2 protein-coding genes and 1 pseudogene are annotated in these 1,810 nt (G+C 53.0%); 2 read left to right on the top strand and 1 reads right to left on the bottom strand.

What is annotated here, in order from left to right:
• Both ACTHUM_RS12970 and ACTHUM_RS12965 read left to right on the top strand, forming a co-directional pair.
• The coding region (locus ACTHUM_RS12970; RefSeq protein WP_440403054.1) for a sulfate ABC transporter permease at positions 1-536 on the top strand (536 nt) is incomplete at its 5' end.
• Positions 533-1,606 carry a sulfate/molybdate ABC transporter ATP-binding protein gene (locus ACTHUM_RS12965; RefSeq protein ID WP_063075725.1) on the top strand — a complete coding sequence of 358 codons (1,074 nt, stop codon included), beginning with the start codon at positions 533-535 and terminating at the stop codon, positions 1,604-1,606. The genes ACTHUM_RS12970 and ACTHUM_RS12965, both read left to right, overlap by 4 nt.
• Before the next feature lie 54 nt (positions 1,607-1,660).
• Here ACTHUM_RS12965 and ACTHUM_RS12960 read toward each other — a convergent pair.
• Positions 1,661-1,810, bottom strand: a pseudogene (locus tag ACTHUM_RS12960) (uracil-DNA glycosylase); the annotation flags it as partial.

Here is a 1,810-nt window from a genome sequence, read left to right as displayed (position 1 = left end):
CCGTATCGCCCGTGGTGGCCGGTTTGATGTTCGTCTTATTGTTCGGCGCGCACACGGCATTGGGCGGCTGGCTGGAAGCGCAAGGCATACAGATTATCTTCGCCATTCCCGGCATTATTTTGGCGACGCTGTTCGTTACCTTCCCCTTTGTTGCGCGCGAAATCATTCCTTTGATGCAGGCGCAGGGCGACAGCGAAGAACAGGCCGCGCTGATTCTCGGCGCAAGCGGCTGGCAGATGTTTTGGCGCGTTACCCTGCCCAACATCAAATGGGCGCTGCTCTACGGCATCATCCTCACCAACGCCCGCGCAATGGGCGAGTTCGGCGCGGTCAGCGTGGTATCGGGACACATACGCGGCGAAACCAACACCATCCCGCTTTTGGTTGAAATCTTCTACAACGAATACAACTTCACCGGCGCATTCGCCCTCTCCAGCGTATTGGCACTTTTAGCCTTGGCTACCTTGCTGGTGCAAAACATCATTACCAAATTACAAGATAAAAAACTCGCCGCCGCCGAAAGGAACGCAGCATGAGCATCACTATTCAAAACTTAAACAAACACTTCGGAGCGTTCCACGCGCTGAAAAACATCAACCTCAACGTCCCCACCGGCAAACTCGTTTCCCTGCTCGGCCCTTCCGGCTGCGGCAAAACCACGCTCTTGCGCATTATTGCCGGGCTGGAAAACGCCGACGGTGGCCAAATTCTCTTTGACGGGCAAGACGTCACCGCCAAGCATGTGCGCGAGCGCAAAGTCGGTTTCGTGTTCCAACACTACGCCCTCTTCCGCCACATGAACGTGTTTGACAACGTCGCCTTCGGTTTGACCGTATTGCCCAAATCCGAACGCCCATCCAAAGAACAAATCCGCGCCAAAGTCGAAGAACTGCTCAAACTCGTGCAGCTCTCCCACCTCGCCAAATCCTATCCGCACCAGCTCTCCGGCGGCCAACGCCAACGTATCGCCCTTGCCCGTGCGCTTGCGGTCGAACCGAAACTCCTGCTTTTGGACGAACCCTTCGGCGCACTGGATGCCAAAGTGCGCAAAGAATTACGCACTTGGTTGCGCGACATCCATCACAACCTAGGCGTAACCAGCATTTTAGTAACACACGACCAAGAAGAAGCCCTCGAAGTTTCTGACGAAATTGTCGTCATGAACCACGGCAAAATCGAACAAACCGGCAGCGCCGAAGCCATTTACCGTAAACCTGAAAACGCCTTCGTTACCGAGTTCTTAGGCGAAACCGACGCTTTTGAAGGACGCATCGAAAAAGGCATCTGGCACTACAACGGCTTCGCGTGGAAATTGGACGCGCACTACAAATGGCAGGAACAAACCGCTATCGGCTATATCCGCCCACACGAATGGCAGCTTGCAGCCGAAAACGAAACACCGATGATTCGTGCCAAAATCGAAAAAATCCACGCCGTCGGCGCATTGACGCATATTTTGGTGAAACACGACAAACAGGACGTACATATCACGCTGGCAGGCAGCGATGCCGCGCGTTACCAAATCGCCGAAGGCAAAGAATTGAACCTGATTCCGAAACAGGTTTATGTCTTTTCTCAAAACGAACTGATTGAATATTCGATTTGAGACTAAATCATAAGGTCGTCTGAAAATCTGCTTTCAGACGGCCTTTCATCTTATTCAAACCTGCCAATCAATCGGCTCTAAACCATGCGCCTGCAAATAAGCGTTTGCCTGCGAAAAATGTTTGCAGCCGAAAAAGCCACGATACGCCGATAAAGGCGAAGGGTGCGGCGCGGTCAGCACCAAATGACGGCTGCGGTCGATAAA

The sequence above is a fragment of the Neisseria sp. P0021.S006 genome, assembly GCF_051956895.1.
The sequence above is the reverse complement of the archived record's forward strand: the minus strand, read 5'-3'. Positions and strand labels throughout refer to the sequence as shown.